Origin of the sequence: Christensenella intestinihominis (genome assembly GCF_001678845.1) — a bacterium.
GTDB classification, from domain to species: domain Bacteria; phylum Bacillota; class Clostridia; order Christensenellales; family Christensenellaceae; genus Christensenella; species Christensenella intestinihominis.
Window position 1 is genome coordinate 128,050 of sequence record NZ_MAIQ01000005.1, and the last position, 25,313, is coordinate 153,362.

The window sequence follows — 25,313 nt, forward strand, 5'->3', positions numbered from 1 at the left end:
CAGACTGGGGCGGCGCATGAAAAGCGAGGATGAAATACGGGACACGGTGGAATGCTATTCGGATATGGTTCGGCGGGTCTGCTTCGTGTATTTGAAAAACCATGAGGACTGTGAGGATATTTTCCAGGATGTTTTTATAAAATACGCAACATCCACAAAGCGCTTCGAGGACAGCGGCCATTTAAAGGCGTGGATTCTCCGTGTAAGTATCAACCGGTGCAAGGACTGGTTAAAGCGTTCCGCACGGCGGGACCGCCCGCTGGAAGAAATTTACGGGCTGGCGCTTGAGGAAACCGACGGCAGGCGCGAGGTGCTTGAAGCGGTCACCCTGCTGCCGGAGGACTACAGGACGGTTGTTTACCTGCACTATTACGAGGGATATACGGCCCCCGAAATCGGAAAACTGATACGCAAAAACACAAATACGGTATACACATGGCTCGGTCGGGCGCGGGATATGCTGAAGGAAAGGCTGGAGGGTGAAGCGTATGCGCGATAAAGATATAAAAGACGCATTTGAAGTAGTTTCGGCTTCGGATGAATTGAAGCAAACAGCTCTTTCCGCCGCCCTGAAAGCAGCGAAACCGGCAAAGAAAAAACCGCGCCTTATGCTGGCGGTGGCGGCCGTCGCAGCGGTGTTTGTACTTGCGGTCGGCGGCTATGGCATGTATATGCAGCCCTCGGCATATATCAGTGTGGATGTGAATCCGAGTATCGAGCTCGCCCTGAACAAAGCCAATAAGGTTGTGGGTGCCCGCGCGCATAACCGCGATGGTGAAAATATCCTGAGCAGCCTCGAGCTGGAGGGGGACTATTATGAAGATGCGATCGACCGTATTATGGATAAGGAATTTGAGGCCGGCTACCTGGGGGACGACGCCTATGTTGTGTTTGCGATACAAAGCGACGATCCTTCGCAGGAGCAGGAGCTGATGGAAGGAACGCAGCAGTGCGCCGAGACACATCACGGCAATGCCCAGACGGAGTGTATGTCGGTTAGCGCGGAAACCAGGGAAGAGGCGCATCACCACGGGATGTCGCCCGGTAAATACCAGACCTTCCTTGATTTACAGGAGGTTGATCCCACGGTAACAATAGAAGACAGCCACCATATGAGTATGCACGATATGAAGAGCAAGATCGATGAATGCTCGCAGGACCATGAGGCGAACCATGAGGAAGATGATCGCGAAGCGGAAGATCATGAAGTGCAAGGCCATGGAACAGAAGAGCATGGGGCGGACGATAACGAAACCCATAATCAAGGCAGCGGCCACGGGCATTAACGCTGGTGGCTGAATAAAGGCAATACATTCACACTGCGTATCAAAAGAGGCGGGAGCTCCCGCCTCTTTTTGATATATGAAAATTATGAAGCGGGTGAGTTTTTAAAGAAGCTGCGGCAAAGATGCCGGGAACTGTAAATCGCAGTATGGTTCCCGGCATAATAATTCGTGAATGTTTTTAAAACAACTTACTTAAATGCCTTGAAAAAATGGATTGGCTATTATAGAATATTAATAATTGAAATTGGAGGGCTGGGTGCTTGAAAGTAGATCAAAGCGTTATCAAAGACATTAACAGAAGAAAAATTATGAGTTTGCTGCGGCGGAAAAAGAAAATGACGAAAAGCGAATTGGGAAAAGCGATCAATGTCAGCCTGCCTACGGTAATTTCAAATGTAAATGAACTGATTGAAATCGGCGTCCTGAAGGAAGCGGGAGTCGCAAGTTCTACGGGGGGGCGGCGTCCAACCATTGTTGAATTTGTCAAGGATGCCAAATATTCGATTGGCGTGGATTTTCAGATTGGAAAGATTCGCTTCGTGCTGATTAACATGAACTATGAAATTATTTGCGACCGGCTCATAGAATTCGATATCCTTCGTGATATGGATAAAATGATGGAGGATGTCAAATGCGAAATAGATGAGATGCTGAAGATAATGAATATTGATTCTTCGCGGATTATCGGCATGGGGATATCGCTTCCGGGTACGGTAAATGAAAAAGAAAAAATTCTTGAGTTTGCCGCCAATTTAAAGGTTGATAATATCAATTTTACCAAATATGAGAAGCTGTTTGATTTCCCGATTTATGTTGAAAACGAATCCAATGCCGCGGCGATTGCGGAGTATAAGATCGGCGTGTGCCACAACAGGAATGACATGGTTTATATTTCCATCAATGAAGGAATTGGCGCGGGGATTATCTCGCGAAATAAGGTATATAAGGGTTACAACAAACGGGCGGGCGAATTGGGCCATATGATAATTGTGAAGGATGGGGCGGTGTGCGTCTGCGGGGACAAGGGATGCTGGAATGCTTATATTTCCGAACGCGCCCTGCTTGAATTATACTGCAAAAAATCCGGAAAGTCGGTTGCCTCGGTGCGTGCGTTTTTTGAGATGTATGACCGGAAGGACGAAACGGCAATTAAAGTATTGGATGAATATATCGAGTTTTTATGTGCCGGACTGAAGAATATTATACTGATTTTTGATCCGCGTTATATTGTGCTTGGCGGAGATATGGCAAACTATGCAGGAAGGTTTATCGAAACGGTAAAGGTACGGACCTTTAACGAGGAGAAGCTTTTTTCTGAAAAAGACGTCAGGATTGTCGTGTCCGAGGTGGGAATGAACGCTTCTGTTATGGGTGCTGCCATCATCCCGCTGAATCTTTTTATGGAAGTGGAAAAAGTTTATTGACTTTTTTTCAAATCTCCCTCCGGCGGGGAGATTTTTTTTTGACATTTAATTAAAGATACTTTAAAAAGTGACTTGACGAACTGGGAAATAGATGCTACAATTGGAAACATATTAAAAAGCATTTAAAAACATATCGAGACATTTCAAATGTATAAAATTCTTAATTAAAGGTGGTGTGTAAATTAAATTGAATAATGAATATATTTTGGAAATGACCGATATCTGCAAATCATTTCCGGGAGTAAAGGCACTTGAAAATGTGAACCTGAAACTGAAACGCGGAACAGTCCATGCCCTGATGGGCGAGAACGGCGCGGGGAAGTCTACGCTTATGAAGGTTCTCATGGGAATGTATGTACCGGATAGCGGAAGGGTAGTCTATGACGGCAGGGAAATATCCAAATATACCCAGGGACAGGCAATCGAAATGGGAATTACCATGGTGCACCAGGAATTGTCGTACATACCCTACATGACAGTTGCGGAGAACATGTTCCTTGGACGGGAAATACTGAAAAATGGGGTGGTCGATAAAAACGCTATGTGCGAAAAAGCGGGGGAGCTGCTTGCGCGGGTCGGCGTTGGCCTGGACCCCAGATTGCTTATGAAGGACCTCAGCGTTTCCGAAAGGCAAATGGTCGAAATTGCAAAATGTGTTTCGTATAACGCGCAGATTGTGATTATGGACGAACCGACCTCCGCAATAACGGATAAAGAGGTGGAACGGCTTTTTTCAGTCCTGAATGATCTCAAAGCAAAAGGAGTGGCGATCATCTATATATCCCATAAGATGGATGAAGTCTTAAAAATATCGGATGAAGTCACAATTTTGAGGGACGGGAGCTTCATAGACACCTTTTCAACAAAAAATATCGATATTGACAAGATTATCGTTGCGATGGTCGGCCGGGAATTGTCCCAGGTATATCCTGAAAAGCATAATAAAATCGGCGAACAGATTTTCGAGGTAAAAAACCTTAAACGGGATGGAGTATTCCATGATATTTCATTTTCGCTGAGGGAAGGCGAAATCCTTGGATTCGCGGGCCTGATGGGCGCGGGAAGGACGGAAATCATGCGCGCGGTTTACGGGATCGACAAGCTGGACGGGGGAGAAATTTATATTCACGGAAAGAGGACCGTTATCAGGAATCCGGGAGATGCGATTAGGAACAGGATCGGGCTGGTGAACGAGGACCGGAAAGGAGTGGGCCTCGTACTGCCGATGTCAATCAAGAATAACCTTACCCTGTCGAACCTGAATAAATATTTCAATGGAATTGTAGTCGGAAAGAAAAAGGAAGCGGAACTCGCGGACAGGATGATAAAGCTGCTGGCCATCAAAGCGCCGTCAAAAGAACAGCTTGTCAAAAATCTTTCGGGCGGAAACCAGCAAAAGGTGGTTCTGGGCAAGCTGCTTCTCGATGAAGCGGAAATACTCATTATGGACGAACCGACGAGGGGAATCGACGTCGGCGCGAAATCAGAAATTTATAAGCTGATCTGTGAACTGGCGGAGGATGGAAAAGCGGTTATTGTCGTTTCCTCTGAAATGCCCGAACTACTGGGGCTGTGTGACAGGATCATCGTTTTACATGAAGGGAAAATGATGGGTGAGGTCCGGCGGGAAGACTTCGATCAGGAAACGCTCATGAAGTGGGCGTTTGCCCAGTAATAAAAATCTTGTAATAAGACGAAAGGATAAAAAATGTTTCAGAATTTAGATGCCAAGAGCAATATGTTGAAAAGAAATGATGCAAAAAGCCTGCTGTCAAAATATGGAATACTGATCGCGCTTGTCGTGCTTATCGTGGTTTTATCCATTGCGACGCCTAATTTTTTGCAAGTAAAGAATTTCCTGAATGTATTCAGGCAAATCTCGATTAGTGCAGTCCTGGCGATCGGGGCGACCTTCGTTGTGCTGACGGGGGGGATCGACCTTTCGCTGGGGGCGGTTGTTGCAATTACCGGTGTATCTGCCGCAATCTTTGCGCACCCGGGCGAATATCCGACGGTTGTGCCGGTCCTGGTCGGCATCGGCGTAGGCGTTTTATTCGGACTTTTTATTGGCGTAATTGTTGCCAAAGCAAATGTCGCCTCCTTTATTGTAACGCTGGGAGTAACGACGATTGCGCGGGGCGGAGCCCTGCTGATTGCAGACGGACGCCCGGTTTCAAACCTTGATCCCGCGTTCAACTGGATCGGCAATGGGGAGATCGGTGGAGCCGAAGGGCAAATCGGTTTTCCGGTCATGATATTGATTATGCTGGCGGTGTTCCTGATTGTCTGGTTCATCCTGAATAAAACGAAATACGGCAGGTACGTATACGCGATCGGCGGAAACGAAGACGCGGCATATGCGTCGGGCGTTAAGGTTGACCGTGTGAAAATGTCGGTCTATGTAATCTGCAGCGGGCTTGCAGGCCTTGCCGGCGTGATGCAGGCGGCGCGTATAGAGGTGGGCCAGCCAAGCATCGGCGTTGGCTATGAGCTGGACGCCATCGCCGCAGTAGTAATAGGCGGGACAAGCCTTTCCGGCGGGGTTGGAACTGTCGTTGGGACCTTGATTGGCGCGTTGATTATCGGCTTTATCAACAACGGGCTGGATTTGCTCAACGTATCGTCGTACTACCAGCAAATTATCAAAGGGCTGATTATTATCGGCGCGGTTTTGCTTGATGTGAAAACAAAGCAAAAAAGATAAGTAAAAAATTAATGTTTCAAATTTATGATAAGCAATCCAAGTAGCCAAAACAACTCAATAAAAATAGTGGAGGATAATTATGAAAAAAATAGTAGTGTTCATGATGGCTGTTGTATTTGCAGTAATAGGATGCGTGGCATGCGCGGCGCCCGCGGCGCAGCCGGAAACTGCAACGGAAGGCGCAGCGGCGACAGAAAGCGCCTCGGCGGAAGCGGCGGAGCCTGCCGGGGAAGCGGGGGAAGGCCTGGTGTTTGGCTTTACGACCATAACAAATTCAAACGAGTTTATGGTAAAAATCCAGAAAGGGATTGAGGATAAATGCGCCGAGCTTGGTATCGAAGTGATTTGTAATGATCCGGATATGGATGCAAACAAGCAGATTTCCCAGGTGGAATCGTTTATTGCCCAGGGCGTCGACGCAATCATTATGGACCCGTGCGATGCGGATGCAAGCTCGCCTGCAATTACGAAAGCCCAGGAAGCGGGGATTCCGATCATTAATGTAAATTCGGTTACGACAACCGCGCCGGATGTATTTGTCGGATCGCGGGATGAAGAATCTTCGGAACTGGCAATTGAATTTATTGCCGAAAAACTGGGAAGCAAAGGAAATATCTGCATGATTCACGGCAATCCGGGCCAATCCGCTGAAATCAAGAGAAGCGACGGGGCTTATTCGGTGCTTGAGAAATATCCGGATATGACGCTCCTTGCCGAAGATACCGCCCATTGGTCGAGGGAAGAGGCGATGGCCCTTACGGAGAACTGGATTCAATCGTACGGGGATCAAATCAACGCTATTTTCTCGCAGAATGACGAAATGGTGATGGGCGCGCTGAAAGCCGCGGAAAACAACAATATGAAAGAAAATATGATTATTGTAGGGGTAGACGCAATCCCTGACGCGCTCCAGGCGATAAAGGACGGCAGGCTGGACGCCACCGTATTCCAGGATGCTTACGGCCAGGCGACAATGGCGGTTGAAATGGCGTATAAGATGGTAAACGGTGAAAAAGTCGAAGCGGAGACCTACGTTCCGTTCCAACTGGTAACCATTGATAATGTTGACGACTATATAGAATAATTTCAGCGTAAAAATAGAATTACTTGGTTGCTTATTACGCTGGAGCCTGAGAATAAAAGAACCTCAAATATTGAGCGAAACAGATAGGAGATATAAGCATGAAAAAGAAAGCTTTGATCGTGTGGGGCGGCTGGGACGGCCACGATCCGCAGCAGGTTGCAAACGCATATAAGGATATTCTTGAATCGGAGAATTTTGACGTAGAAATGGCGGATACGCTTTCCGCCTTTGAAGATGAAGAAAAACTGATGGGCCTCAGCATTATCGTTCCGTGCTGGAGCCACGGCGAGATCACGCCGCAGCAGCACGGGCCGGTTATCAAGGCCGTTGCAAGCGGCGTGGGAATTGCAGGGTGCCACGGCGGAATGTGTGATTCCTTCCATGATTGTATGGACTGGCAGCTCATGACGGGAGGCCAGTGGGTTGCCCATCCCAACGGACAGCATGTACGGTTCCAGGTGCATTATGTGGATAAAACGCATCCGATCACACAGGGACTGGAAGATTTTGAAACGGTTTCCGAACACTACTACCTGCTTGTCGATCCGGCGGTGCATGTGCTTGCGACGACCCGGATGCCGGTTGGCAAGGGAGCGTTCACAAATATAGGCGATACCTCCATTGATTTGGATTCGACATATGGCGTGTGGAATTTCGATGAAAATGAATTTAACGATTCGATGGAAGCGGCCGGGCCGCATATTACAAATGGGGTGTTCGATATGCCCGTTATGTGGACGAAATATTTTGGAAAAGGCAGGGTCTTCTATAATTCGTGCGGCCATTCCATCGGCCATTTCATGGAGGAGCCGAACCTGGAGGTTACGAGAAGGGCGCTGCTTTGGGCGGCAAAATAATAACGAGGTAAGAAAAAATGAAAAAAGTAAAGGTTGGTGTTGTCGGGTGCGGCAATATCAGCGATATCTATTTAACGAATAGCAAAAAATACGATGTGCTCGAGGTCGTCGCTGTTTGCGACCAGCTTCGGGGGCGGGCGGAATCCCAGGCTGAAAAGTATGGAATCGGAAGGATATACGGCAATGTAGCGGATATTATGGCAGACCCGGAGGTCGAGGTCATACTCAACCTTACAAACCCGAACGCACACTATCCGGTCAATATGATGGCGCTCGAAGCCGGGAAACATGTATATACGGAAAAATCGCTTGCCATTACGACGCAGGAAGGAAAGGAAATTGTTGCGCTGGCAAAGGAAAAAGGCCTGCGCGTCGGCGCCGCGCCCGATACGTTTCTGGGCGGAAGGCTGCAGACCTGCCGTAAATTGATCGATGAGGGATGGATCGGGAAACCGATTGCGGCGACGGCGTTTATGACCTGCCACGGCCATGAAATATGGCATCCCGGCCCGCAGTTTTATTACAAAATTGGCGCCGGTCCGATGTTTGATATGGGACCGTATTATGTGACGGCGCTGCTTGCGTTGCTGGGGCCTGCAAAAAGGGTGTGCGGTTCTGTGCAGAAAACATTTGAGCAGAGGCGCATTACAAGCGAACCATGCTTTGGCGAGATTGTCGACGTCGAAGTGCCTACGCATATCGCCGGAACGGTGGAATTTGATATCGGGGCAATTGCAACAATAATTACCAGCTTTGATATCTGGGATTCGCATCTTCCGCGGTTGGAAATTTACGGAACGGAAGGCACGCTTACCCTTCCGGACGCCGACCCGCTTGCAGGTCCGAATCTTTTTGAAGGCCCGATTCTCCTCAGGAGGAACGACGAAGCCGACTGGAACGACTTCCCAAGCGCCCTGCCGAGGAAAGAAGCAACCGCGTGGAGGGAAATACCAACCGCGTTTGGTTATAACGAAAACAGCCGTATCCTTGGCCTTGCGGATATGTGCGCGGCAATTGATTCGGGAAGGATGCACCGGGCCAACGGAAATATGGCCTTGCACGCGCTTGAAATTATGCAGGGAATCCATGACGCTGCCGAAAGCGGAAAGTACCATGAGATGGAAAGCACGTTTGAAAGGCCGGAACCGATGCCGATGAATCAACCGGAATATGTATTCGGCGAATAATCCGACCTTCTGAGACACAAAAAAATCCGGCCAAGCCTGACAGGGCGCGGCCGGATTTTCCATTTTCTATTGTTGTTTTTGTTCCCGCATGGAAAACCTGCATCCGCAGTATTCCTGGCGGTAGAGGCCGTATTGGCGGGAAAGCTCCAGTGAACGGAGGTATCCGTTCTTTTTTTTGAAATCGGAGACCAGGTATTCCACCCCATATTCCACGGAGAGCGCGAGGCCTGTTTCATTTAATTTTGCGGCGTCCTTATGCGGGCTGATGCTGAGGGTAGTGGAAAAATAGTCGAAGCCGCCTTTGGCGGCGCATTTTGCCGCTTCCGCCAGCCTGAATTCATAACAGCGCGCGCACCGCGGCCCGCGTTCGGCATCGGCTTCATGCCCCCGGGCAATTTCGGAAAAAATGTGCGGCTCATAGGCTCCTTCAATCAGCGCTGCCGGGTGGTTCATATCCCTGAGCATGCGGCGCAATTCTTCCAGGCGGCGGTAATATTCCTGCGGCGGATAGATGTTCGGATTGAAAAAAAGGATGGAAATATCAAAATAAGGGGAAAGGTATTCTAACACATAGCTGGAGCAGGGCGCACAGCAGGCGTGCAGCAGCAGGGAAGGCTTTGTACCCGCCTCCCGAATCGATGCAAGCGTCTGTTCCAGAATAATCTGCGCATTCATAACAATAGTTCCTTTTTTCCTGATAATTGTATTATACAAATCCCGGACAAAAAGCACAATCATTATATCCCTTATAACGCCGCGGCTCATTTGTGGAAAACGAAATGTAAAATAATCCGTAGAAGGAAAGGTTTTCACCGGCGGAAAGGAAGGAAAAATGGCGAAACGGAGGGAAAATTCATAATATATTTACATTTATAAAAATACGTATTTGAAAATTATAAGCCGGGCGGATTTATCGTGGAATGTGTGAATAAAACAGCAAAAACGGCATTTGGACAGAGAATTCCACAACAAAAAGCATTGCTTGACAAGGGAATGCGGTTTTCCTATAATTACAAAAAGATGCATATGGAAATGTAATTCAGCCTATGCGCATTTTAGAAACGCGGCTATAAAATTGAGAGGAAGGGGGGGCCGTTCATGCAAATCAGTAAAAAGAGCCTGGAGATTATCCCGCATGATTGTGTCGTTCGGCTTTTTTCGGTTTACGATACGCTGAAATCAGCTGAAAAAAAGGCGGCGGACCTGCTGATCGAGGACCCGGAATTTGTCCGCACCTCCAGCATTGTCAAGGTTGCACAGCGCGCGCAATGCAGCGAGCCCACCTTTTCGCGCCTCGCAAAAAAATTGGACTATACCGGTTTCCCTGAATTGAAGCACGAACTCGGCAAAGCGGACGGCGCGCGCGATTTTGCTTTTTACGACGGGGTCCAGAAAGGCGACTCCACGGATGAAATCATTAAAAAGGTGTTTCATTCCGCCGCCCAGGGCCTTGAAGACACCGCGAAAACATTGAGCGGGGAAAAAATAGAAAGCGCCGCGGACGCGCTCATCGGCGCGCGCACATGCCTTGTGTACGGCGTAGGAGATTCGAGTGTGGTCGCGCGGGCGATACAATATAAATTTGCCAGGCTTGGAATTCCGATCCAGTTTGCGGAGGACGTGGCTTTTACCGCGACAATGGCGCTCCAGCTCGGCGAAAACGACATTTTTTTTGCCGTGTCCCACTCCGGAAAATCAGACCCGACGCTGCGGATGGCGCGGTACGCAAAAACGCGCGGCGCACAGGTAATCAGTATCACAAATTTCCCGGCGTCGCCCCTTGCGCGAATATCCGATATTGTGCTTTTGACGGCGGTATTTTCAGAGTTGATTTACGGGGAAAACACATCAAAACGTACGGCCGAAATGTGTATTCTTGAAATTCTGGCCGAATGTATGGAACTGCGCGGGAAAAGCGGACTGCTTCCGCATCCGGCATGCGAAAAAACAAATGAGGATGGACAATTATGAACCTGACCAAAGAACAAATGCAAAGGATATACTACCAAATGTTCAGTTCCAGGACGTTTGAGGAACGCGTGAACGAAATGTTTATGCAGGGAATGATACACGGGACGGCGCACTTTGCGGTCGGGGAAGAGGCGACGGCCGCCGGCGGGATCAACGCGCTGCATCCGGACGACTATATCATGAGCTGCCATCGCGGCCATGCGCACTGCATCGCAAAAGGCGCGGATATGAAACGGATGATGTGCGAGCTTCTTGGAAAGCGGGACGGGTTCTGTAAAGGGCTTGGCGGTTCTATGCACATCGTGGATATTTCCACAGGGAATTTTGGGGCCAACGGCGTGATGGGCCCGTCCATTCCCATGGCGACGGGCGTGGCGCTTGCCATCAAAAAGGAAAAAAGCGGAAAAGTGATTCTGGATTATTTCGGGGATGGAACCTCGAATTCCGGTCTTTTCCACGAGGCGCTGAATATGGCGGCGCTGTGGAAGCTGCCCATCGTATATTTATGTGAAAATAATTTATACGGGATGTCGACCCCGGTATCGAAAAGCGTTTCCGTGCCCGATATCGCAATCCGCGCAAAGGCATACGGTATTCCGGGCGTCATTGTCGACGGGATGGACGTGCTTGCGGTCATGGAAGCGGTAGGCGAGGCGGCGGGCCGCGCGCGGCGCGGGGAGGGCCCCACGTTGATCGAGGCGAAGACGTACCGTTATCTCGGGCATTCCAAAAGCGACAAACGGGCCTACCGTACGCGGGAGGAAGAAGAGGAATGGAAGAAAAGGGATGCGATCGTTTCCTTTGCCCGATATATGATGGAACATGGTTTCGGGCGGCGGGAGATCGATGAAATCGAAGACAAGGTGAAACGGGAGTGCGAAGAAGCGGTGCGGTATGCGCAGGCGGCGGAACCGCTGACCATGGAGGAAGCAAAAGAGCTGGTGTTTGCGGCGGAGGAATGCAAATGAGTGAGATTACATATGCCCAGGCGGTTTCAGACGCATTGCGGGAAGAACTTCATCGGGACGGGAAGGTGTTCCTCCTCGGGGAAGACATGGGTGTTTACGGAGGCTGCTTTGGCGTAACGCGCGGCTTTTTGGAGGAATTCGGCCCGGAACGCATTATGGATACTCCGATTTCCGAGGGCGGATTTATGGGCGTTGCGGTGGGCGCCGCGATGGCGGGCTACCGCCCGGTTGTGGAATTAATGTATTCCGATTTTGTCACCTGCGCGATGGACCTGATCTGTAACCAGGCGGCAAAGCAGCGGTTTATGCTTGGCGGGCAGGTGAATATGCCGCTTGTGGTGCGCGCACCGGCAGGGTGCGGAACCGGGGCGGCGGCGCAGCATTCGCAAAGCCTGGAGGCGTGGTTTTGCCATGTCCCGGGGCTGAAAGTAATCATGCCCTCTACGCCATATGACGCCAAGGGGCTCCTGAAGGCGGCAATCCGGGAGAACAATCCGATCCTGTTTTTTGAGCATAAGCTCCTCTATGCGACAGAAGGGGAAGTGCCCGACGGGGATTATGTGCTTCCGATCGGAAAAGCGGACGTAAAGCGGGAAGGGAAGGACCTGACGATCATCAGCTATTCCATGACCCTGCAAAAGGCGCTGCGCGCGGCGGAAATGCTTGAAAAAGACGGAATCGATGCGGAGGTGCTCGACCTGCGGACCCTTTCGCCGCTGGATGCGGACGCAATCATAGGCTCGGCCAAAAAGACGGGCAGGGTACTGATTGCCCACGAGAGCGTTCAAAATTTCGGCGTCGGCGCGGAGGTTGCCTCCCTTATTGCGGACAGCGAAGCGTTTTTCCGCTTAAAGGGGCCGGTCCGGCGGTTCGGCGGAGAAAATATTCCCATTCCTTATTCCCCCGGCCTGGAAGCCCAGGCCGTTCCGCAGGCAGAGACGATCTGTGAAAAAGCGAAAGAGCTGTTGAAATAGAAAGCGCCGGACAGAATGGCGGCGTCTGTCCGCGGAACACGGGAAGGCGCCCGGAATATGGAAACATCAGGCCTTCGGGATATCCGAAGGCTTTTTTGCGGAAATAATCCCATTCGGGCCTGGTTGCGGGCGGCGGGAAAGCGCTGCTTTTGTTCATTCGCAAAAAAATCCCGGAAGGCCGCAAAATGGCGCCTGTTTCTGGTATAATCAATAATATGGATGAAATACATGGAAATACGGCGGGGCTGAAATCCCGCGTCGTAGAAGAATTGAAAGAGTTGTATGAAATAAAGCTTTCCCCGCAGGAATTTGTTTCGGGGGAATTGCTTGCCGGCATGGCGCGGGGAACGGAGGCCACGGGCAGGGAAATTTCCGTGTTCCTGTCGCGGAGCGGCCGGGTGCTCGACGTTTCGGTCGGCACGGATAAAAGCGTAAAGCTGCCGTATATGCGTGTGAGACGGGGCGCCGCGGGCGTATCCGGAATCCGCGCGGTCCACACGCATCCGGGCGGAAGCCCGATGCTTTCGGATGTGGACGTCGGCTCGCTCATTTCCAGCCGTTTTGATGCGATGGCGGCAGTTTCCGTAAAAGATGGAAAGGCAACCGCCATGTGCGTCGGATTTATCGGCGATGCGCTCGGCGAGACGAAAATTACGGGGCCCTTCCGCCCGGGACGTATTCCGCAGCAGGCGCTTATGCATGAAATCGCTGTGGCGACGGAACGGGTCCAGAGGCTTGTGCGCATGCACGAAACGGAGGATGCGCCGGAAAAGGCTGTCCTTGTGGGCCTCAATGCCCCGCGGCAAAGCATGGAAGAGCTTGCGCGCCTTGCGGAGACGGCGGGCGCGGAGGTCGTCGGGAGCCTCACGCAAAACAGGGACCGCGACCGGGCCTATTATATCGGTAAGGGAAAGGCGCAGGAGCTTTCCCTGCAAATGTCCGCCATGGATGCGGATATCGCAATTGTGAACGACGAGCTTTCGCCGCTTGAAACCCGTAACCTCGAGGAAACGCTGGGCGTAAAGGTAGTGGACCGGACGATGCTGATCCTCGACATTTTTGCGGCGCATGCCCGCACGCGCGAGGGGCGGCTGCAGGTAGAGCTTGCCCAGCTTCAATATACGCTTCCGCGGCTTGCGGGCGAGGGCGTGTCATTGTCGCGCCTTGGCGGCGGGATCGGCACGCGCGGCCCGGGGGAAAAAAAGATTGAAATCGACCGCCGCCGGATTCGCCGCCGGATTTTTGAATTACAGCAGGAATTGGGCAAGGTCGCGGAGCAGCGGGAGCTCCGCCGCGCGGCAAGGCGGGAAAACGACGTGAAGGAAGTCGCGCTCGTCGGGTATACCAACGCGGGAAAGTCAAGCCTGCTGAACGCCCTTACAAACGCCGGTGTGCGGGCGGAGGATAAGCTTTTTGCAACCCTTGATCCCGTAACGCGGCGGGTCGGTTTGCCTGACGTCGGGGAAACGGTGTTTACGGATACGGTCGGCTTCATTGAAAAGCTGCCGCACGACCTTGTGAGCGCATTCCGTTCCACACTTGAAGAGGTGACCCGCGCGGATTTACTGCTCCTTGTAACGGATGCAAGCAGCCCGGATGCGGACGGGCAGATGGAGGTTGTGCGCGGGCTGCTCTCCTCCCTACACGCCAATGAAACGCCGGCAATCGTGGTAATGAACAAGATGGACAGGCTCGGCGAGGTGCCCGAAGCGGGGAAAGACACCGTCTACATCTCCGCAAAAACGGGGGAAGGGCTTGAAACACTGCTTTCGCTTGTTACGGAGAAACTTGCGCCGCGGCTTATGACGTACCGCGGGACGCTCGGTTACGACCGCGGAGACCTCCTTGCGCTCGTGAACCGCGACGGAAAAGATATCTCCATGGATTACCGGCCGGACGGCGTATATGTAGAGGCCATGCTCCCTCTGGAGACCATCAAAAAGCTAAAAAACTAAGCGGCAGGGAGCCGTTTGCCCGGCTTGCGGAAGGGGCGGTTTTTTGATATGATGTACGGTAGGAATTGAAGGGAGTTTCATATGTACCGCGAAGAAATGGCCCATAAAAAAATAGGGACTCTTGCAGGAATATTCATCACGCTCGCGATTGTCGCGGCAATTTTGGCAACGATGTTTGTCCTGTCTTTTATCGGTTTTTTGCTGAACCTTCCGTGGCTGCAGCTTTTTGCCTTCGTAATCGTCGTGCTTGCGGGCTTTGTCGTGGTCAAGCGCTACATGACCGATTATGTATATATAATCGGGGAAGGCAAAATTCTTTTCGGGCGCAGGATCGGGGCGCGGGAAAAGGAACTGTCCACGATTCCGCTCCGCAATATCAGGAAGATGGGCGCCTATCCGGCGATGGAAAACGAGATTGCCGGACGGAAAAAATATAAATATACCTTCCGCAAAAAGGCGGACAGCTATGCCATCGACTGCGGGGATATTGCGATTTTGTTCAGCCCCTCGGAAGAACTGAAGGAAAAGCTGAAAGAGCGGTAAAAGGAGGCCGGCGCGATGGAAACACCGATCGTAGAAATGCTGGAGCGCGTTTCCCGGGAGGCGCGGTCGCGCTTTTGTATGCCCGGCCATAAGGGAAAGGCGGGCTTTTTGCCCGCGTCGGTGAACGCCCTCGATATTACGGAGCTTCCAGGCGCGGATAACCTTTATCATCCCCAAAGCGCCATCAGGGAGGCCCAGAAGCTGCACGCGGAATATACGGGCGCGCGGGAAAGCCATTTTTTGGTAAACGGAAGCTCGTGCGGCGTGCAGGCGTCGGTGCTTTCGGTCTTGGAGCCGGGAGATACGGTGATCGTTGCGCGGGATATCCACCTTTCCGCGGTCAATGCCTTTATTATGGCGGATGTAAAGCCGGTTTTTGTCTATCCGTCCGCGCGGGAAACGGATGTGCCCGGCGTGGTGAGCGTGCAGGACATTGCCTCGGCGGTGGCGCTGCACAGGAAGGCGAAAGCGGTCTACCTGACCTACCCGAATTATTACGGGCTGTGCGCGGACCTGAACGGTATTTGCGCGGTAGCGCACAATGCGGGAATGAAGGTGATTTGCGATGCCGCCCATGCCGCCGCCTTTGATTTTTCGGAGCTGCTGCCTACGGCGCCCGCGCATGCAGGATGCGATATCTGGACGTGCAGCCTGCATAAGACGCTTGGCGCAATGAACCAGTGCGCCGTATTGAATGTAGGGATGGAAGCGGGCCTGCAGCCGGAGGTGGTACAGTCGCGGCTCAATATGCTCCAGACGACGAGCCCTTCCTACCTTTTGCTCGCATCGGCCGACGATGCGCTGGGATTTATGCGCGGCGAAGGGAAGCAAAAGCTTCACACGGTGATCCAGCTTGTGGAGGAAAACATGCGCCGGATCGAGGCGCTGGGGGGCTACCGGTGCGTTTTCCAGGACGTTCCGAAACAGACGGGGGCCTTTGACCGGGATATCCTGCGGCTCGTGATTGATGTGACGGACCGCGGCGTAAGCGGTTTTGGCGCGGCGCGTTTCCTGCAGGAAAAGGGAATCGCCGTGGAAACGGCGGATATTGTAAATATTGTGTTGATCTGTACTGCCGCGGATACGGCGGAGGACTTTGAACTGCTGAAGGCGGCGCTTGGGGAAATCAAGGGCTCGAACTATAAAATCCGCCGCATGATGACGGCCGAGGATTTAAAGCAGGTATACCTGCCGCAGGTTTCGGTGCCCATGCGCAAGGCCTTTTTTGCGGAACGGCGCAGTATGCCGCTTGAGGAAAGCGTCGGATGCATTGCGGCGGCGCCTGCCGGGGCCTATCCGCCCGGCGTACCCGTTATCCTGCCCGGTCAAAAAATCACGGAAGACATGGTGGATTACCTGATATTGCTGAGGAACCGGGGGTACGGACTTTTCGGCGTTTACCAGAATAATATAGAGATTGCTTGTGTTTAGGAAAGGACATATAAGGTTTGAAGGGACTGTTTATTACATTTGAAGGCGTGGACGGCTGCGGCAAAAGCACGCAGATGCGCCTTTTATCGGAATACCTGATGGAGGAATGGGGAATCGAGCCGGTCCTCACGCGCGAGCCGGGCGGCTGCAATATCTCTGAAAAGATTCGGGACCTCGTACTCGATATTGAAAACAAAGAGATGGGCGACCGGACGGAGGCGCTCCTTTATGCCGCCGCGCGTGCGCAGCATGTGGAGGAAGTGATCGCCCCTGCCGTGCGGGAGGGGCAGGTTGTCCTGTGCGACCGTTTTATCGATTCGTCGCTTGCATACCAGGGAGTGGGCCGGGGCCTCGGCATCGAGGCTGTGATGGATATCAACCGTTTTGCCATGGGCGACGTAATGCCGGACAAGACGTTTTTCCTCGATTTCCCGCCGCACCTCGCCTTCGAACGGATGAGCAAAAAGCGCGTGCACGACAGGCTCGAGACGCAGGAAGAAGAATTTTATATTATGCTCTATAACGGGTTTGTAAAATTTTCGGAAATGTACCCGGACCGCATTGTCCGCATTGACGCGTCGGGCGATAAATATACCACGCAGGATATTGTGCGTTCCCGGATGGAAGAAATTCTCAGGGAAAATGGCTTTTGCAATGAATGAAATACTGGAAAATGCGCTCAGGACAGGAAATATTGCAGGGGCTTACCTGATTGCGGGATCGTCTCCCGAGGCGACGCAGGAACAGATCGACGAATTTTTGCTGCGCGTGTTCTGCAAGGACGGAACGGGCTGCAAGACCTGCCCGGGCTGCCTGAAATATCTGCACAGGAACCATGCGGACCTGTTTATTATTGAACCGGCGAAAAGCACCATCAGCATCGGCGATGTACGCGGGATTCCGGCGGCGGTCGCCAAAAAACCGTATGAAGGCGGATACCAGGCGGTTGTGATCGCCCATGCGGATGCAATGACGCCCCAGGCCCAGAACGCGCTTTTGAAGGTGATAGAAGAGCCGCCGGCCCATACCGTGTTTATGCTGGGGGCCCAAAACACCAAAAATATATTGCCTACCATACTTTCGCGGTGTATAATTTTAAAGACGTCATTTTCCCGCGGGGAAACGGAAAAATTGCTGCACGAAGAGCAAAATTTGCCAACGCTGCGTGCACGCGTTCTCGCCGGCGCCGCAAAAGGAGATTATCATTTGGCGGTGTCGTATCTCGAAAAAGGTTTTTTCGAGATAAGGGACGATATGATCCTCGCCTTAAACCGCCTGTTTACAGCAAAAAATATGGCGACAAGCGCCACGCTCGAGCTTTTCACAAAGCATGACGGCGCAATCGAACTGTGCCTGCAGGCGGCGCTCCAGTACCTTGCCGACGTGCTGCTTTATAAGCATACGGGGGAGGTTTTGGTGAATGAGGATAAGCCGGGGGAGGTTGCCCGGCATGCAAAGCTGCGTGATTTTGTATTGGTAAATACGCAGCAAATATTGTTTGACTGCATGGTAAAGCGTGCGCAGTGCGCGGGGCTCAATACAAAGCTTGCGCTCGAAAGTATGCTTTTTCATATATTGGAGGTTATTTTATGAGTTTCATTATCGGCGTAAGGTTTGCCGAAGTAGGAAAGATATATTATTTCGATCCAGGCAAGCTGGAACTACAATTAAATGATAAAGTTATCGTTGAAACCGCACGGGGCATGGAATTTGGCGAGGTAGTCCTCGCGCCGCGCGAGGTGGAGGAGAGCCAGGTCACAAAGCCGCTCAAAAAGGTATTGCGCAAGGCGGATGAAAAGGATATCCGGAAAATCGAGACAAACCGGCAAAAAGAGCGGGAAGCCTTCCGGACCTGCAACGAACAGATTGCAAAGCATAAGATGGATATGAAGCTGATCGACGTTGAATACACGTTTGACGGCAACAAAATCATCTTCTATTTTACCGCGGAGGGCCGGGTTGATTTCCGGGAGCTTGTGAAGGATTTGGCCTCGGTTTTCAAAACGCGGATCGAGCTCCGGCAAATCGGCGTGCGCGACGAAGCAAAGAAAATAGGCGGCCTCGGGCCGTGCGGCCGCCCGTGCTGCTGCAGCGCGTTTTTAGGGGATTTCCAGCCGGTTTCAATCAAGATGGCAAAGGAACAGGGGCTGTCCCTTTCCCCGACGAAAATCAGCGGGCTGTGCGGCAGGCTGATGTGCTGCCTTAATTACGAGCAGGAGCATTACCATGATATGTGCCGCAGGCTGCCGCGTACCGGCCATACCGTAAAAACCCCGGACGGGCAGGGCGAAGTGGCGGATACGAACGCGCTTACCGGAAAAGTAAAGGTGAAAATGCCCCTTGAAGACGGGACATTTGAATATGTAAGTTATGATTATTCCGAGATTCGCGTGAAGGACGCGGGGCCCAGAAAAGGCAAAAAGAAGGAAGGGAAAGACTCCGGCGCGAATGAGGAAATAAAATCGCCGGAAGGCAAATAAAACTATTGCTTTTTTATGGGTGGATAGGTAGAATAGAGTTGTATTAAGTATGGAGGTGAAAGGACATGGCATACAAAATTTCGGACGCTTGCATCTCTTGCGGAGCTTGCGCGGCAGATTGCCCGGTAAACGCGATTTCCGACGGCGGCGATCAGTATCAAATCAATGCCGATGAGTGCATCGATTGCGGCGCTTGTGCTGCTACGTGCCCTGTGGAAGCGATTTCCGAGGCGTAAGCGAAAGTAGACAACACCAAATAAAAGAGACCTGCTTTTGCGGGTCTTTTTTTTGCGGGTTTTCCCCGGAAGGGGAAACGGGTATGGTATAATACACACATGGAACGAATTGACGACCTTCAACTGAAAGGCCTTTCCATCATACAGGACCCGGAGCTGTTTTGCTTCGGGACGGATGCGGTGCTGCTGGCGGATTTTGTGCGCCTGAAAAAGAATGCGCGCGTGGCCGACCTCGGCACGGGCACGGGGATTATTCCCTTGCTTTTGTACGGGCGCAGGGAGGATATTTCCGTGCAGGCGCTCGAGCTGCAGGAACCCCTTTGCGCCCTCGCGCGCCGCAGTGTGGAAAGGAACGGCCTTACGGCCCGGATCAAAATTATCCACGGGGATATTAAGGAAGCGCGCGGCCTGCTTACGGGCGACTTTGACGCAGTGGTTTCAAACCCGCCGTACGAAAAGGAAAATGCGGGTATCGGCAGCAAAACGCAGTCCCACCGGCTTGCGCGGTTCGAAGTTGCCGTTACGTTTCCGCAGCTTTGTATTTCGGCGCGCGCGCTCCTGCGCTCGGGAGGGCGGTTTTATTGCATCCACCGGGCGTCGCGCGTGGCGGAGCTTCTTGCCGTGCTGCGCGAAAGCAGGCTGGAGCCCAAGGAACTCCGGTTTGTCCATAGCTTTGCGGATCGGCCTGCCGCCCAGGTTTTGATTTCGGCGGTAAAGGACGGAAATGAAGGAATCGAGGTTCTTCCGCCGCTGATTGTGTACGGCAGGGACGGAAGCGAGACGGAAGAAATCAGGAAAATATACCATCGGGATGGAATTTAAAATGAATTGTGGAAAACTGGCGCTTGTGGCGACTCCAATTGGGAACCTCGGGGATATTACATTGCGCGCTCTCGAGGCGCTGCGGCAGGCGGACGTGATTGCGGCGGAAGACACCCGGCGGACGGTAAAGCTGCTGAACCATTACGGGATCAAAAACAAATTGGTGAGCTTTCACGAATACAGCAAAGAAGCGCGCTTTGAGGAAATTATCGGCTTTCTGACCGGGGGGAAAAATGTAGCTCTCGTTTCGGATGCGGGAACGCCCGTTATTTCCGATCCCGGATACGAACTTGTCCGGCGGTGCATCGCAAAGGGAATTGAAGTGGAAAGTATCCCGGGGGCGTGCGCCGCGATTACGGCGGTGACGCTTTCCGGGATGGACTGCTCGCGTTTTATGTTCTGGGGGTTCCTGAATCAAAAGCAGGCGGCTCGCCGGAGGGAATTAGAGGAAATACGGGAAAAAGGCGTCCCCTGCGTTGTCTATGAAAGCCCCAACCGCATCCTGAAGCTGCTTGCGGATATGTGCGATGTGTGCGGGGAAGATACGCCCGTGTGCGTATGCCGCGAACTTACGAAACTCCACGAGGAAAGCCTGCGCATGACCGCGAAGGAGGCATGGGCCGCGCTTGGGCGGCGGGAGGCCATAAAAGGGGAGTTTGCGGTGGTTTTTTATCCTCCGGCCGCCTCCGGGGAAAGCCTTTCGGAAGAACAAATCGCGCGGGAAGTGGAACAGAGGATCAAAAACGGAATGACGAAAAAATCCGCGGCGGCGGCTGTGGCCGCGGAATATGGGCTTCCCAAAAACAAAGTTTACGGAATTGCGCTCGAAAGCGGAAAACGCGGATAAATCAGTGCGAAAGGGGTGGATTTCATGAAAATCGCATAAGAAACGCATTTTCGTGAGCAGTACACTTGTATTTCACTCGAAAATATAGTAAAATAAGGCATCATACAACATAGGCAAGGGGTAATTATGAAAGTAGTATGTTCGGCGGTCTTTCGGGACCTTCCAATCCATGAATTGCAAGACAGGACGGCTGTAATGGTAGATGCGCTTCGCGCGTCCGCGACCATCATTACGGCAATTTCAAACGGGTGTGACAGGGTGGTTCCCACCAGCGAAGCGAATGAAGCCGCCGCGATCAAAAAGATTTCGGAAGGCAACGTTCTTTTGTGCGGCGAAATTGCGGCGCAGAAGGTGGGCGGGTTTGACCTTGGAAACTCGCCGCTGGAATATACGCAGAACGTTGTACAGGATATGGTTATCCTGTATTCCACCTCCAATGGTTCCGTTGCCGTCAAAGAATTGGCGGCTGCGTCCGATATCCTGGTCGGCACGTTTATCAACGCGCAGGCGGTTGCAAAAAAGGCGTTGTCCCTCGAAAATGATATTACCTTGGTTTGCGCGGGCACAAAACGGAAATTCTCGATGGACGACATTATTGCAATGGGCTGCATTCTCGACCGAATGCTGAAGCTCGACGATACGCTCGAGCTTGATGATATGGGAAGAGTCGCCCTGAAATTATACCACGACGCAAACCACGATATCCTCGGCGCGCTGGAGGGCAGTACGCAGTTTGAATATCTGAAACAGCTTAAGCTGTATGACGATCTGGAGTATTGCACGCGGGAGGATATGTTCGATGTCGTTCCGGTATACCAGGAAGGAGTTATCATCAAAGGGTAACCCGGCCGGAAGAAATTCCAGGGCACAGTCTGCATGGGCTGTGCCTTTTCTGTTCACGGCGTGCGCTTCCGCCGCGTGAAAAGCGGGGCGCCGTATTGAAAAGAATGCCGCAAAAAGCTATAATGAAAACTATGCTGAAAAAAGGAGCCACGGAAATGAGCGAAAAATTTTATATTACCACACCGATTTATTACCCGAGCGATAAGCTGCATATCGGGCATGCATACTGCACAACGGCCGCAGACAGCATTGCGCGCTTCAAGCGCCAGACGGGTTATGACGTTATGTTCCTCACGGGGACGGACGAGCACGGCCAGAAAATTGAAAAGATTGCAACCGAAAAAGGCATGTCGCCCAAAGAATATGTGGACGGCGTGGTGGCGCAGATCAAGGATTTGTGGAAGCTGATGGATATCACAAACGACGATTTCATCCGCACGACGGATAAGCGCCACGAGGAATGCGTGCAGAAAATTTTCCAAAAGCTCTATGACCAGGGCGATATCTATAAAAGCGAATATGAAAGCTGGTATTGTACGCCGTGCGAGGCGTTTTGGACGGACCGCCAGCTTGTGGACGGGAAATGCCCGGATTGCGGGCGCGAGGTCCATAAAGTAAAAGAGGAAAGCTATTTTTTCCGTGCGTCGAAATATGCGGACCGGCTGATCCGGTATATCGAGGATAACCCGGAATTTATCCAGCCCGAATCCCGTAAAAATGAAATGCTCAACAATTTCCTGCGCCCCGGGCTCGAAGACCTGTGCGTATCCCGCTCATCCTTCAAATGGGGCATCCCCGTTCCGTTTGACAAGGAGCACGTGATGTATGTCTGGATCGACGCGCTGTCCAACTATATTTCCGCGCTCGGATACCTTTCGGACGACGACAGCAAATTCCAAAAGTATTGGCCGGCGGATTTGCATTTGGTGGGGAAGGAAATCGTGCGTTTCCATACGATCACCTGGCCGACGATCCTGATGGCGCTGGGGCTGCCGCTTCCGAAGCGGGTTTACGGCCACGGATGGCTCACCCTGCAAGGCGGGAAAATGAGCAAGAGCCGCGGAAACGTGGTAGACCCGGTGGTGCTCGTAGGACGCTATGGCGTGGACGCCATTCGTTATTTCCTGATGAGGGAGGCGCCGCTCGGCAGCGACCTCATGTTCTCGAATGAGCTCCTGCTTTCGCGGATCAACGCCGATCTCGCAAACGACCTCGGCAACCTGCTCTCGCGCACGGTGGCGATGGTCGGCAAGTATTTTGGCGGGGAAGTGCCGCAGGCGGGCGGGGAAGAGCCCGAAGACAGGGAACTGGTTGGTTTTGCCGAAGCGTTGCCCGCAAAGGTGGATGGGCTCGTGAGCGAATGGAGGGTGTCCGAGGCCCTGACCGAAATCTGGCAGTATATCGGTATGCTGAATAAATACATTGATATTACAATGCCGTGGGCGCTTGCGAAGGACGAAACGAAAAAGGAGCGCCTTGGAAGCGTAATGTATCATCTGGCGGAGGGGCTTCGCATCGTAAGCGTGCTCATCGAAAGCGTTATGCCGCAGACGGCCGTGAAAATGAGGAGGCAGCTCGGTGTGGAGGGAAGGCCGGAGCTTACGAACTGGGAAAGCGTCGGCAGCTATGGCCGGCTTCCGGCGGGAACACATGTGGAAAAGGGAGAGGCAATTTTCCCGCGGATCGATATCGAAAAAGAGCTTGCGGAGCTGGATAAGCTGATGGCTGCGGCGCAAACGGAAAAAGAGCCGGAACAGAAAGAGGAAACGCCGCAGATTACGATCGACGAGTTTAAGAAGATACAGCTGAAAACCGCTCTTGTGACGGCATGTGAAAACCTCGAGGGATCGGATAAGCTTTTAAAACTGACGGTGAAATGCGGGGAAGAGACCAGGACTATCGTTTCCGGAATCCGGGAAAGCTTTACCGCGGGGGAAATGGTCGGGAAAACGGTTGTGATTGTCGCCAACCTGAAGCCCGCAAAGCTGCGCGGCACGCTTTCGGAGGGAATGATCCTCGCCGTGGGGGATAATCCGGAGATCGCACTTGTGACGGCCGATGCAAAGGATGGAATGATCGTTGGATAAGAAGGAAATGCTTTTTGATACGCACGTCCATCTCCTGGACGAACGCTTTGACGGCGACCGGGAAGAGGTTGTCGCCCAGCTTACAGGGCACGGAGTGGGGAACGTGGTGGAAGCGTCCTCCGACCTCGAAAACAGCGTCTGCGCCGCGGCGTTCGCGCGGGAGCACGATATTGTGCATGCGGCGGTGGGAATCCATCCGCACAGCGCCGGGGAATGGGACGGGCATACGGAAGAAGAACTGCGGACCCTGCTGCAGGAGCCCAAGGTGGTTGCGGTCGGGGAAATCGGGCTTGATTATCATTACGATTTCTCACCGCGTGAAAAGCAAAAAGAGGTATTTGAAAAGCAGATACGCCTTGCGCTGGATGTGGATATGCCCATTGTGGTGCACAGCCGCGAAGCAACGGCGGACACGCTGGAAATCCTGAAAAAATACCCGGGTGTACGGGGGGAACTGCACTGTTTTTCAGGGAGCGCGGAAACAGCCGTGGAGCTGGTGAAAATGGGCTTTTATATTGCGTTCGGCGGGGCGTTGACCTTTAAAAACGCCCGGAAAACGATTGAGGCGGCGCGGGCCGTTCCGACGGAGCGTTTGCTGGTCGAGACGGACTGCCCCTATATGACGCCCGTCCCCTTCCGGGGCAAGCGAAACGAGCCGGCCTATGTGAGGTATGCGGCGGAGAAGCTTGCGGAGGTAAAGGAAGTGCCGGTGGAAGAAATCGTTCGTGTCACAGAGGAAAACGCAAAACGGTTTTTCGGGCTTGCATAAGGTTTATCGTAAAAAGGAAAGAAAAACAATTTGCGCGTTGTGTACGTGCGGAAATGGAAAATAGTTTTGGATACGTATATTTACAAAATAGGGGACAAAAATTATATTAACCTGACGAACCGGTGTACCAATGATTGTGAGTTCTGCGTGCGCAGGACGGAAAAAGGGGTCGCGGGATATGAACTCTGGATGGAGAAGGAGCCTACGGCGCAGGATATTATCGACCTGCTGGACAAGGACCGGACAGACGTTGTGTTTTGCGGCTATGGCGAACCGACAATCAAAATCGACGAGTTAAAAGAAATTGCCGCATATGTTAAAAATTACGGCGGACATACGCGGATCAATACGAACGGGCATGCGAGCGTCTATCACGGACGGGATATTGCAAAAGAGCTTGTGGGCCTGATTGACGAGGTGTCGATCAGCCTCAATGAAGCGGATGCAAAGAAATATGAAAAGGTTGTACACAGCCGTTATGGGGAAGACGGATTTCGCTATATGCTCAATTTTGCCAGGGATTGCGTGAAATACGGTATCAAAACCACACTTTCGGTGGTGGACGTCATCAGCCCGGAGGATATCGAAACCTGCCGTAAAATTGCGGAGGATATCGGCGCTCATTTCCGTGTCCGGCATTATATCGCTTAAGCGGAACGCCTGCCGCCTTTGCCCGGTCATATTTCCGATGCCAGAAATGCGGGAATTTAAAAGTATACCTTAGAATACTTGTAATATTTAATGTTTTGTTTATAATAAATCATAGGAAAACCGCTTCCTCAATGGAAACGGCAGATAGGATGACCCCCAAAAAGGCCGTACATAAAGGTATACTTTAGAATATA

Annotated in this window: 25 protein-coding genes; 24 read left to right on the forward strand and 1 reads right to left on the reverse strand. The window is 52.1% G+C overall.

All coding sequences use genetic code 11. The annotated features are described in order from the left end of the window. Nucleotides 1–16 precede the first annotated feature (16 nt). The 8 genes from BBD38_RS08460 to BBD38_RS08495 all read left to right on the forward strand — a co-directional run bounded on the left by BBD38_RS08460 (nt 17) and on the right by BBD38_RS08495 (nt 8,542). Nucleotides 17–499: an RNA polymerase sigma factor gene (locus tag BBD38_RS08460; RefSeq protein ID WP_066686747.1), complete on the forward strand. Its 483-nt coding sequence runs from the start codon at nt 17–19 to the stop codon at nt 497–499. Beyond that, entirely contained in the window at nt 489–1,286 is a 798-nt protein-coding gene (locus tag BBD38_RS08465) for an anti-sigma-I factor RsgI family protein (protein ID WP_066686749.1), read from the forward strand. The genes BBD38_RS08460 and BBD38_RS08465 overlap by 11 nt, the downstream gene beginning before the upstream one ends. 260 nt (nt 1,287–1,546) lie before the next feature. Continuing rightward, nucleotides 1,547–2,710 (forward strand): ROK family transcriptional regulator, encoded by a 1,164-nt coding sequence (locus BBD38_RS08470; protein WP_082989569.1) that lies wholly within the window; start codon nt 1,547–1,549, stop codon nt 2,708–2,710. Between the two features lie 187 nt (nt 2,711–2,897). After that, the gene (locus tag BBD38_RS08475; protein WP_066686751.1) at nt 2,898–4,385 is read left to right on the forward strand and encodes a sugar ABC transporter ATP-binding protein; all 1,488 of its coding nucleotides are present in this window, start codon (nt 2,898–2,900) and stop codon (nt 4,383–4,385) included. A 63-nt stretch (nt 4,386–4,448) separates the two neighbouring features. Continuing rightward, a complete protein-coding gene (locus BBD38_RS08480; protein WP_147568127.1) occupies nt 4,449–5,414 on the forward strand; it encodes an ABC transporter permease in 966 nt (321 codons plus the stop codon). A gap of 79 nt (nt 5,415–5,493) precedes the next feature. Next, a complete protein-coding gene (locus BBD38_RS08485) occupies nt 5,494–6,498 on the forward strand; it encodes a sugar ABC transporter substrate-binding protein (RefSeq protein WP_207644643.1) in 1,005 nt (334 codons plus the stop codon). 98 nt (nt 6,499–6,596) lie between these two features. Further along, a complete protein-coding gene (locus BBD38_RS08490) occupies nt 6,597–7,355 on the forward strand; it encodes a ThuA domain-containing protein (RefSeq protein ID WP_066686766.1) in 759 nt (252 codons plus the stop codon). Between the two features lie 17 nt (nt 7,356–7,372). After that, entirely contained in the window at nt 7,373–8,542 is a 1,170-nt protein-coding gene (locus BBD38_RS08495) for a Gfo/Idh/MocA family protein (RefSeq protein WP_066686770.1), read from the forward strand. A 66-nt stretch (nt 8,543–8,608) separates the two neighbouring features. On the opposite strand, the gene BBD38_RS08500 is transcribed toward BBD38_RS08495, so the two are convergent. Further along, on the reverse strand, nt 8,609–9,217 hold the full coding sequence (locus BBD38_RS08500; RefSeq protein WP_066687048.1) for an epoxyqueuosine reductase QueH: 609 nt from the start codon (nt 9,215–9,217) through the stop codon (nt 8,609–8,611). A 423-nt stretch (nt 9,218–9,640) separates the two neighbouring features. On the opposite strand from BBD38_RS08500, the gene BBD38_RS08505 reads away from it, so the two are divergent. From BBD38_RS08505 to BBD38_RS08585, 16 genes are all read left to right on the forward strand, one after another. After that, complete coding sequence (locus tag BBD38_RS08505; protein ID WP_066686773.1) at nt 9,641–10,513, forward strand: MurR/RpiR family transcriptional regulator; 873 nt, start codon at nt 9,641–9,643, stop codon at nt 10,511–10,513. Then, nucleotides 10,510–11,481, forward strand: coding sequence for a thiamine pyrophosphate-dependent dehydrogenase E1 component subunit alpha (locus tag BBD38_RS08510; RefSeq protein WP_066686776.1), 972 nt, complete (start codon nt 10,510–10,512; stop codon nt 11,479–11,481). The genes BBD38_RS08505 and BBD38_RS08510 overlap by 4 nt, the downstream gene beginning before the upstream one ends. Further along, nucleotides 11,478–12,455, forward strand: a complete 978-nt coding sequence (locus tag BBD38_RS08515) for an alpha-ketoacid dehydrogenase subunit beta (RefSeq protein WP_066686779.1) — start codon at nt 11,478–11,480, stop codon at nt 12,453–12,455. Before BBD38_RS08510 ends, BBD38_RS08515 begins: the two co-directional genes overlap by 4 nt. Before the next feature lie 215 nt (nt 12,456–12,670). Then, complete coding sequence (gene hflX, locus BBD38_RS08525) at nt 12,671–14,410, forward strand: GTPase HflX (RefSeq protein ID WP_066687051.1); 1,740 nt, start codon at nt 12,671–12,673, stop codon at nt 14,408–14,410. An 81-nt stretch (nt 14,411–14,491) separates the two neighbouring features. Then, on the forward strand, nt 14,492–14,953 hold the full coding sequence (locus tag BBD38_RS08530) for a hypothetical protein (protein ID WP_066686785.1): 462 nt from the start codon (nt 14,492–14,494) through the stop codon (nt 14,951–14,953). 15 nt (nt 14,954–14,968) lie between these two features. Beyond that, nucleotides 14,969–16,384, forward strand: a complete 1,416-nt coding sequence (locus tag BBD38_RS08535) for an aminotransferase class I/II-fold pyridoxal phosphate-dependent enzyme (protein WP_066686789.1) — start codon at nt 14,969–14,971, stop codon at nt 16,382–16,384. A gap of 17 nt (nt 16,385–16,401) precedes the next feature. Further along, nucleotides 16,402–17,046: a dTMP kinase gene (gene tmk / locus BBD38_RS08540; protein WP_066686796.1), complete on the forward strand. Its 645-nt coding sequence runs from the start codon at nt 16,402–16,404 to the stop codon at nt 17,044–17,046. Next, on the forward strand, nt 17,039–17,977 hold the full coding sequence (locus BBD38_RS08545) for a DNA polymerase III subunit (protein ID WP_172807804.1): 939 nt from the start codon (nt 17,039–17,041) through the stop codon (nt 17,975–17,977). The genes tmk and BBD38_RS08545 overlap by 8 nt, the downstream gene beginning before the upstream one ends. Continuing rightward, nucleotides 17,974–18,864 carry a PSP1 domain-containing protein gene (locus BBD38_RS08550; protein WP_066686803.1) on the forward strand — a complete coding sequence of 297 codons (891 nt, stop codon included), beginning with the start codon at nt 17,974–17,976 and terminating at the stop codon, nt 18,862–18,864. The genes BBD38_RS08545 and BBD38_RS08550 overlap by 4 nt, the downstream gene beginning before the upstream one ends. Before the next feature lie 65 nt (nt 18,865–18,929). Further along, nucleotides 18,930–19,100 carry a DUF362 domain-containing protein gene (locus BBD38_RS08555; RefSeq protein WP_066517968.1) on the forward strand — a complete coding sequence of 57 codons (171 nt, stop codon included), beginning with the start codon at nt 18,930–18,932 and terminating at the stop codon, nt 19,098–19,100. Nucleotides 19,101–19,199: 99 nt separating this feature from the next. Continuing rightward, on the forward strand, nt 19,200–19,922 hold the full coding sequence (locus BBD38_RS08560; RefSeq protein WP_066686808.1) for a tRNA1(Val) (adenine(37)-N6)-methyltransferase: 723 nt from the start codon (nt 19,200–19,202) through the stop codon (nt 19,920–19,922). 1 nt (nt 19,923) lies between these two features. Continuing rightward, a complete protein-coding gene (rsmI, locus tag BBD38_RS08565) occupies nt 19,924–20,769 on the forward strand; it encodes a 16S rRNA (cytidine(1402)-2'-O)-methyltransferase (RefSeq protein ID WP_172807805.1) in 846 nt (281 codons plus the stop codon). 126 nt (nt 20,770–20,895) lie between these two features. Beyond that, nucleotides 20,896–21,612: a 2-phosphosulfolactate phosphatase gene (locus BBD38_RS08570; protein ID WP_066686813.1), complete on the forward strand. Its 717-nt coding sequence runs from the start codon at nt 20,896–20,898 to the stop codon at nt 21,610–21,612. Between the two features lie 155 nt (nt 21,613–21,767). After that, nucleotides 21,768–23,699 (forward strand): methionine--tRNA ligase, encoded by a 1,932-nt coding sequence (gene metG, locus BBD38_RS08575; protein ID WP_066686817.1) that lies wholly within the window; start codon nt 21,768–21,770, stop codon nt 23,697–23,699. Beyond that, complete coding sequence (locus BBD38_RS08580; RefSeq protein ID WP_235829118.1) at nt 23,692–24,468, forward strand: TatD family hydrolase; 777 nt, start codon at nt 23,692–23,694, stop codon at nt 24,466–24,468. Before metG ends, BBD38_RS08580 begins: the two co-directional genes overlap by 8 nt. A gap of 66 nt (nt 24,469–24,534) precedes the next feature. Beyond that, entirely contained in the window at nt 24,535–25,119 is a 585-nt protein-coding gene (locus BBD38_RS08585; protein ID WP_066687055.1) for a TatD family nuclease-associated radical SAM protein, read from the forward strand. The last annotated feature ends 194 nt before the right edge of the window (nt 25,120–25,313 follow it).

Bases quoted from the DNA above. Each gene is read 5' to 3' on its own strand.
- BBD38_RS08460 (WP_066686747.1), top strand. From the start codon at position 17: ATGAAAAGCGAGGATGAAATACGGGACACGGTGGAATGCTATTCGGAT.
- BBD38_RS08465 (WP_066686749.1), top strand. From the start codon at position 489: ATGCGCGATAAAGATATAAAAGACGCATTTGAAGTAGTTTCGGCTTCG.
- BBD38_RS08480 (WP_147568127.1), top strand. From the start codon at position 4,449: ATGTTGAAAAGAAATGATGCAAAAAGCCTGCTGTCAAAATATGGAATA.
- BBD38_RS08485 (WP_207644643.1), top strand. From the start codon at position 5,494: ATGAAAAAAATAGTAGTGTTCATGATGGCTGTTGTATTTGCAGTAATA.
- BBD38_RS08490 (WP_066686766.1), top strand. From the start codon at position 6,597: ATGAAAAAGAAAGCTTTGATCGTGTGGGGCGGCTGGGACGGCCACGAT.
- BBD38_RS08495 (WP_066686770.1), top strand. From the start codon at position 7,373: ATGAAAAAAGTAAAGGTTGGTGTTGTCGGGTGCGGCAATATCAGCGAT.
- BBD38_RS08500 (WP_066687048.1), bottom strand. From the start codon at position 9,217: ATGAATGCGCAGATTATTCTGGAACAGACGCTTGCATCGATTCGGGAG.
- BBD38_RS08505 (WP_066686773.1), top strand. From the start codon at position 9,641: ATGCAAATCAGTAAAAAGAGCCTGGAGATTATCCCGCATGATTGTGTC.
- BBD38_RS08510 (WP_066686776.1), top strand. From the start codon at position 10,510: ATGAACCTGACCAAAGAACAAATGCAAAGGATATACTACCAAATGTTC.
- BBD38_RS08515 (WP_066686779.1), top strand. From the start codon at position 11,478: ATGAGTGAGATTACATATGCCCAGGCGGTTTCAGACGCATTGCGGGAA.
- hflX (WP_066687051.1), top strand. From the start codon at position 12,671: ATGGATGAAATACATGGAAATACGGCGGGGCTGAAATCCCGCGTCGTA.
- BBD38_RS08530 (WP_066686785.1), top strand. From the start codon at position 14,492: ATGTACCGCGAAGAAATGGCCCATAAAAAAATAGGGACTCTTGCAGGA.
- BBD38_RS08535 (WP_066686789.1), top strand. From the start codon at position 14,969: ATGGAAACACCGATCGTAGAAATGCTGGAGCGCGTTTCCCGGGAGGCG.
- BBD38_RS08545 (WP_172807804.1), top strand. From the start codon at position 17,039: ATGAATGAAATACTGGAAAATGCGCTCAGGACAGGAAATATTGCAGGG.
- BBD38_RS08550 (WP_066686803.1), top strand. From the start codon at position 17,974: ATGAGTTTCATTATCGGCGTAAGGTTTGCCGAAGTAGGAAAGATATAT.
- BBD38_RS08555 (WP_066517968.1), top strand. From the start codon at position 18,930: ATGGCATACAAAATTTCGGACGCTTGCATCTCTTGCGGAGCTTGCGCG.
- BBD38_RS08560 (WP_066686808.1), top strand. From the start codon at position 19,200: ATGGAACGAATTGACGACCTTCAACTGAAAGGCCTTTCCATCATACAG.
- rsmI (WP_172807805.1), top strand. From the start codon at position 19,924: ATGAATTGTGGAAAACTGGCGCTTGTGGCGACTCCAATTGGGAACCTC.
- BBD38_RS08570 (WP_066686813.1), top strand. From the start codon at position 20,896: ATGAAAGTAGTATGTTCGGCGGTCTTTCGGGACCTTCCAATCCATGAA.
- metG (WP_066686817.1), top strand. From the start codon at position 21,768: ATGAGCGAAAAATTTTATATTACCACACCGATTTATTACCCGAGCGAT.